General features: G+C 40.8%; 5 protein-coding genes and 1 pseudogene. 5 read left to right on the forward strand and 1 reads right to left on the reverse strand.

Annotated elements, in window-relative coordinates; all coding sequences use genetic code 11:
- Positions 1–166: 166 nt before the first annotated feature.
- The 5 genes and pseudogenes from ftsY to HC000_RS14240 all read left to right on the forward strand — a co-directional run.
- Positions 167–2,479 (forward strand): signal recognition particle-docking protein FtsY, encoded by a 2,313-nt coding sequence (ftsY, locus tag HC000_RS14220; RefSeq protein ID WP_179807992.1) that lies wholly within the window; start codon positions 167–169, stop codon positions 2,477–2,479.
- A 234-nt stretch (positions 2,480–2,713) separates the two neighbouring features.
- Positions 2,714–3,391: a cell division ATP-binding protein FtsE gene (ftsE, locus tag HC000_RS14225; protein WP_179807993.1), complete on the forward strand. Its 678-nt coding sequence runs from the start codon at positions 2,714–2,716 to the stop codon at positions 3,389–3,391.
- On the forward strand, positions 3,388–4,374 hold the full coding sequence (gene ftsX / locus HC000_RS14230; protein WP_011327067.1) for a permease-like cell division protein FtsX: 987 nt from the start codon (positions 3,388–3,390) through the stop codon (positions 4,372–4,374). Before ftsE ends, ftsX begins: the two co-directional genes overlap by 4 nt.
- Before the next feature lie 224 nt (positions 4,375–4,598).
- Positions 4,599–5,462, forward strand: coding sequence for an RNA polymerase sigma factor RpoH (gene rpoH / locus HC000_RS14235; RefSeq protein ID WP_011327068.1), 864 nt, complete (start codon positions 4,599–4,601; stop codon positions 5,460–5,462).
- 84 nt (positions 5,463–5,546) lie between these two features.
- Positions 5,547–6,014, forward strand: a pseudogene (locus HC000_RS14240) (methyl-accepting chemotaxis protein); the annotation flags it as partial.
- A 175-nt stretch (positions 6,015–6,189) separates the two neighbouring features.
- Here HC000_RS14240 and HC000_RS14245 read toward each other — a convergent pair.
- Entirely contained in the window at positions 6,190–7,017 is an 828-nt protein-coding gene (locus HC000_RS14245) for a mechanosensitive ion channel family protein (protein WP_089367659.1), read from the reverse strand.
- Between the last annotated feature and the right edge of the window lie 289 nt (positions 7,018–7,306).

Here is a 7,306-nt window from a genome sequence, read left to right on the forward strand (position 1 = left end):
ATATTGCAATCATATCATAGCGTATTATTTTTCAACTGCATTAAAAGTGGTAGTATAAGCATCCTAGACAATAGATTGTGCCTTTAAACAGTTTAAAATAGCAGTTAACGCACATACTATTATTATCGTTAGTTTATCAGATTTTTATAAGTGGTTATTAGCAAGTATGGCAAAAAAAAGTAAATTACTGTCTTGGTTAGGTTTTGGTAAGTCAGATAAAAAACAACAAGCGGAACAAAGTGCCCAAGAGGCCGATAACCAACAGCAAGCGCGCTTAGCAGCAGAAAAAGCTAAAGCAGAGCATTTAGAGCAACAGCGACTGGTCGCTGAAAAAGCGGAGCAAGAGGCTGCAGAAAAAATAGCAGCGGAGCAAGTCCAAAAAGAGCAAGCCGAAAAGCTAGCGATTGAAAAAGCCAATGCTGAGTTACTCGCAAAACAGCAAGCCGATGCTCATGCATTAAAGCTAGAGCAACAGCAGCGTTTAGCAGAGCAAGAAGCGCAGATGCGCCTTGAGCAAGAAAAAGCAGCAGCAGAACAAGCAGAGGCTGAGCGTTTAGAGCAAGCACGTATTGTAGCAGAGCAAGCTGAAGCTGAGCGATTAGAGCAGCAAAAACTTGCAGCCGAGCAAGCACAGAGAGAGCAAGCTGAAAAGCTAGCGATTGAAAAAGCCAATGCTGAGTTAATCGTAAAACAGCAAGCAGATGCTCATGCATTACAGTTAGAGCAACAGCAGCGTTTAGCAGAGCAAGAAGTGCAGATACGCCTTGAACAAGAAAAAGCAGCAGCGGAAAAGGCTGACGCTGAGCGTTTAGAGCAAACACGTATTGCAACTGAACAAGCTGAAGCTGAGCGTTTAGAACAGCAAAAACTTGCAGCCGAGCAAGCACAGAGAGAGCAAGCTGAAAAGCTAGCGATTGAACAAGCCAATGCAGAGTTACTCGCAAAACAGCAAGCCGATGCTCATGCATTACAGCTAGAGCAACAGCAGCGTTTAGCAGAGCAAGAAGCGCAGATACGCCTTGATCAAGAAAAAGCAGCAGTGGAAAAGGCTGAAGCTGAGCGTTTAGAGCAAACACTTATTGCAGCAGAGCAAGCAGAAGCTGAGCGTTTAGAGCAAACACGTATTGCAGCAGAGCAAGCAGAAGCTGAGCGTTTAGAGCAAGCACGCATTGCAGCAGAGCAAGCTGAAGCTGAAGCTGAAGCTGAGCGTTTAGAGCAAGCACGAATTGCAGCAGAGCAAGCAGAAGCTGAACGTTTAGAGCAAGTACGTATTGCAGCAGAGCAAGCAGAAGCTGAGCGTTTAGAACAAGCACGAATTGCAGCAGAGCAAGCAGAAGCTGAGCGATTAGAACAACAGCGTATTGCAGCTGAACAAGCAGAGGCAGAGCGTTTAGAACAAGCACGTATTGCAGCAGAGCGAGCAGAAGCTGAGCGGTTAGAACAGCAGCGTATTGCAGCAGAGCAAGCTGAAGCTGAGCGCTTAGAGCAGCAGCGTATTGCAGATGAACTTGCAAGCGAAGCAGCTCAAAAAGTAGAGAAACCTAAAAAAGAAGGTTTTTTCTCTCGCCTTAAAAAAGGTTTATTAAAAACTCGCGTTAATATTGGTTCTGGTTTTGCTTCCATATTTAGCGGTAAAAAAATAGACGATGATTTATTTGAAGAGCTAGAAACGCAATTACTCACCGCCGATTTAGGCGTTGATACCACCATGAAGTTAATAGACCGCCTAACTGATGCGGCAAACCGTAAGCAATTAAAAGACGGTGACGCACTTTATGAGCTAATGAAACAAGAAATGGCCGTAATGCTTAAAACTGCAGAGCAGCCGTTGGTTATTCCAGCCGATAAAAAACCATTTGTTATATTAATGGTAGGTGTTAACGGTGTAGGTAAAACGACGACCATTGGTAAATTGGCTAAGCAATTTCAAAGCGAAGGCAAGTCGGTCATGCTTGCTGCGGGTGATACATTTAGAGCCGCAGCGGTTGAGCAACTACAAGTATGGGGCGAACGTAATAGTATTCCTGTTATTGCACAGCATACTGGTGCTGACAGTGCGTCTGTTATTTTTGATGCTTTTCAAGCGGCAAAAGCGCGTAACGTTGACGTATTAATCGCAGATACAGCAGGGCGCTTGCAAAATAAAGACAACTTAATGCAAGAGCTTGAAAAAATAGCGCGAGTAATGAAAAAAATTGATCCTGACGCGCCGCACGAAGTAATGTTAACTATTGATGCGGGCACAGGGCAAAATGCAATTAGCCAGGTAAACTTGTTTAATCAATGCGTTGGTTTAACCGGTATTACTCTTTCAAAACTAGATGGCACGGCAAAAGGCGGTGTTATTTTTGCGGTAGCAGATAAGTTTAACATTCCAATTCGTTATATTGGTGTGGGTGAAAGTATTGATGATTTACGCGCCTTTAAAAGCGATGACTTTATTGATGCGCTATTTAGCCAAGATGAAGACGACGCTTAAAGCTTAGCAAGCTATTAGTACAAGCGTTGAAAAGTGATCAGCGCGACGCTCATAAAGTGAAAGCTTCACCCAAATGGTCATGTTTGTACTTTGATTTTCCGGTTCTGTAGGTGTGGTTTATAACACACCTTTAAAAGGTGGAACTTTTATTTACCAAAAGAGGGAGCTTGCTCCCTTTTTAATTGCGAGGAATACCAGCTTTATTGATACTTAATAGTGTTGGCATAATAAAAAATGATAAATTTTCAGCAAGTAAGTAAAACCTATCCAGGCGGGCATCGTGCTCTTGAAAAAGTTAACTTTCATATTAAGCCTGGTGAACTCGCGTTTTTAACCGGCCACAGTGGCGCGGGTAAAAGTACGCTGTTAAAACTAATTAGCCTAATGGAACGCCCTTCTGCTGGAAGTGTGTTTATTAACGGTATAGATTTAAACAAGGTAAACTCACGGCAAATTCCTTATGCCCGTCGCGACATCGGCATTATATTTCAAAACCACCGCTTATTAGAGCGCTACTCTATATTTGATAACGTAGCACTGCCCTTGATCATTGAAGGCACACACCATAAGCAAATTGCAAAGCGTGTGCATGGCGCGCTTGATAAGGTAGGTTTGATTGATAAAATTAAATGCCACCCATCTATGCTCTCTGGTGGCGAGCAGCAGCGTGTGGGTATTGCCCGCGCAATTGTTAACTCCCCGCCAATATTATTAGCAGATGAACCTACGGGTAACCTAGATCCTGAGCTTTCAATGGAAATATTACGTCTTTTTGAAGAGTTTAATAACCATGGAACAACCGTACTTATTGCTACCCACGATCTAGGATTAGTGGCCCGGATGAAGTATCGCAGCTTAACCCTAAAAGATGGTCGTATGATTCAAGATCCGTTAGCCGAGGGCGCATTATGAGTTTACTTTTTAAAAGTCGTCAAAATAGTAACGATAAACAAAAAAAATCAGTATTTGCTGGCGGTTACTTTTTTATTATTAATATTTTTCGCCAAGGCGTACATAGCTTAGGTGAGATGTGGCGCACACCTCTAGCGTCGTTAATGACTATTGCAGTACTGGGTTTGAGCTTAACCTTGCCAGCTAGCTTATACTTAGTGGTTAAAAATGTGCAACAGGTAAGCAGTGGCTTTGAAGAGGCCAGCGAAATTTCTTTGTTCGTAAAAGAAAGCATGAACGAGCAAGAAACCCAAACCTTAGTAAAGCGCTTAGCACTCTACCCAGAAGTAGAAAGCGTGACCTTTATTTCCAAGCAGCAAGCTCTACAAGAGTTTAAGCAAGTATCTGGATTTGGTCAGGCGTTAAGCTACTTAAATAGCAATCCGTTACCCGATGTTGTGCTCGTTATACCAACGTCGCGACACAGACAACCTAATGCCGCAAAAGTACTTTTAACTAAGCTTGAAAGTGAGCGAGAAGTTGATTTTGGCAAGCTCGACATTGCTTGGCTAGAGCGTCTAAATGCATTGCTAAGCTTATTAAAAGAAAGTGTTATTACTATTGCGCTGCTACTGCTTACCTCGGTAACGCTAATAATAGGTAACACTATTCGTTTATCTATTATGGATAAGAAAGAAGAAATACAAGTAATGAAGCTGGTAGGCGCTACTAATACTTTTATTCACGCCCCCTTTTTATGGACCGGAATATGGTATGGCGTTATAGGCGGATTATTTGCATTTATATGTGTGGCGCTAATGATGTGGTGGCTATCAACTGCGGTTAGCAGTGTGGCAAGCGTTTACCAAACTAGTTTTTCTTTAATTGGCTTAACCTTAAAAGAATTTGGCTCGCTGGTACTGCTTGCTACTAGCTTAGGGTTTATTGGTTCGTACTTATCGGTTAATCGTTATATAAAAGAAATTGAGCCAGATAAGGTCTGACATAAAATGGTCACATTTTTATATTATTCTTTTTAAAGCAGTTTTTATAAAAGTGCTTTAAAGCTATAGCAGGCTTAATTCATCACTTATTCAGTCGCTTAGCGTAGACTTAAAAAATACAATAAACCACTTGATTTATACTTAAGAAAAGTTTTAAATTGGGGTTAGCACTCTTAGGTAAAGAGTGCTAAGATGGTTTCAAATGTTTATCACCGAGGTGAAAAATGAGTAAAGATTTATACGCAATGGCACTTACAGTTGGACAGCAAAGCGCAAGCATGGACGGTTACCTTCAAGCGGTAAGCACTATTCCTATGCTTAAAGTAGAGCAAGAACAAGAGCTGGCAACACGTCTTCAGGAAGAAGGTGATCTTAGTGCTGCAAAGCAACTCATTATGTCGCACTTACGCTTTGTAGCGCATATTGCAAAAGGCTACTCGGGTTATGGCTTGCCACAAGCAGATTTAATCCAAGAAGGTAATATTGGCCTGATGAAAGCGGTAAAGCGTTTCAACCCAGAAGTGGGTGTGCGTTTAGTATCGTTTGCAGTGCATTGGATTAAAGCAGAAATTCATGAGTTTGTACTTAAAAACTGGCGCATCGTAAAAGTTGCTACCACTAAAGCGCAACGTAAATTGTTTTTTAACCTTCGTAAAAATAAAAAACGTTTAGGCTGGTTTAACCAAGCAGAAGTTAGCACAGTAGCTAGCGAGCTAGGTGTGAGTGAAAAAGAAGTACGTGAAATGGAATCGCGCATGAGCGGCCAAGACATGGGCTTTGACCTTACAGGTGATGACGACGACAGCGCACCAAGTAGCACCTATTCACCAGTACAGTATTTAACTGATGGCACTGCTGACTTAGCTGACGATATTGAGCAGCAACAATGGCAAGAACAATCACATACTCGTTTGTTTAGCGCTCTTAAAACGCTAGATGAACGCTCGCAAGACATTGTAAGCGCACGTTGGTTAACCGACGATAAAGCAACGCTACAAGAACTTGCTGAAAAATACAGTGTATCGGCTGAGCGTGTTCGCCAGTTAGAAAAAACAGCGATGAAAAAGCTACAAGCTGCAATGGTGTAAACCTAACCATTTAGCTAACAAAAAAAAGCCCCGCATATAAAATGCGGGGTTTTTTTGTTTGTTTCACGATATTTACTTAAAATTTTATTAGCACTCAATGCGGCTATTGAAGCTGCTCGTGCCGGTGAGCACGGTCGCGGCTTTGCCGTTGTTGCCGATGAAGTACGCGTTCTATCTCGCCGCACTCAAGAGTCTACTGCTGAAATTTATACTACTATCGAAACTTTACAAAACACGACTAAGCAGGCTGTTAGTTTAATGGATAGTAGTAAAAGGTTAGCTAATAATAGTGTTGATGACGTTAATGCTGCAGCGAAAGCCCTCGAAGAAATTACTCAAGCGGTTAATATAATTTCTGATATGGCAGGACAAATAGCCATAGCAGCCGAAGAACAAACACAAGTAACAAATGAAATAACGCAAAATACGGTTGCTATAAAAGATGTTACTGATGAGATCACTGAGTCGGCTTTGACCCATTTAAGCCAAGCAAAAGTACTTAAAGATCGCGCTGCTGATTTGAGTGATAAGGTGGCTACTTTTATTTTATAAGCGTGAATAATTACTCTACTGCAGCCTTATTAGTAGGCAGTAGAGTGATAGTCATATTTCTTCTCTTTCGCCTAAGTGAGCTACCCAGCGACATAGCTTCGCTCTGAACTCTGGGTTTTCCTCGATAAAAAGTCACTTTAATAAGTTCGACTTCTATTAATTTAGTAGTAGACCTTTAACCCTTAATATTATTTTTAGTTGCTTCGCTATACCACAGCTCCATAAAGCATTCAGTTAACTTATGTTCTATTTCAAGTGCTTTATCGGTTGGGCAAAATAGGGTGAAGCTTGCTCTAAATTCTCCTAACTCAGTAGTACCAAAGTGAATTTCGGGTTCTGGGCCTGAAATTTTTGCATCTAATTTTCTTTCGATAATAGAGTTATACCGGCTCGCCACTTCTTCAAACTCTTCGCAGTAATGCTTGGCTTTATTGCGAAGAGTTTCGTAAATAGGGTACGGATTAAAGCTGTCTTTACGCACAATATTAAAATGATGAGTAGCAAAGCGTTTAACAAAGTTTAAGTTTTTTATTGGGCTGGTAATTAATTTGTTATTAGGAATAAATATTGTTTTTCTAGAGAATTGATAAGTTCGCATATCAATTTCATGTAAGGTGGTTTTAATCCAGTTGGTCTCTGCTACTTCGCCATAATATTCACCAACTTGTACCCAGTCGCCAATTCTAAATGGGCGGGTTGTTACTAAGTAAAAAAAGCCAATTACACATTGAATAAACTCTCTAGTGGCAAGCACAATAGCAACGGCAAAAGCGGCTATAGACAGTGCAAAGTTTTGAATCTCAGTCGACCATATAAACAGCAGTAACAAAACCATAGTAAAGTTAATAAAGTGCTTAATATTGTGTGCAATGTAGCGAGTATCTTTTTCTTTTTTTTCTGCTCTATATCGCGCCAACTTATCAACAAGTACTTTTAAACTAAATGCGATAGTGAGCACCACCACTGAGATAAGAACTGGGTGTAGTAGTATATCTTTGATCATAAATTCCAAAATACGAGTAATTGCAAACAAGCTTAGTATATTGATTTATGAAACCAATTAGCAAACTTAACCTCAAAAAAATTAAGTTGGGTTAGTCAGTTACTCCATTGCCAACATGGTGATGCTGTTTATTAAGCTGTTTACGACACAAAAGTACAAGCTCAATAGCTGAAATTAAAATTAAAGTATAACCAAGTGTTTCTATCCCTTCTTCTACCCAATAGCGCCAAGTGCTCCATCTAAATCTAATGAGCCAAAGCGAGTTAATTTAGGTGGTGGTGAAAGGCGC

Source organism: Pseudoalteromonas sp. MIP2626, assembly GCF_013414205.1.
In the GTDB taxonomy this organism is placed as follows: domain Bacteria; phylum Pseudomonadota; class Gammaproteobacteria; order Enterobacterales; family Alteromonadaceae; genus Pseudoalteromonas; species Pseudoalteromonas nigrifaciens.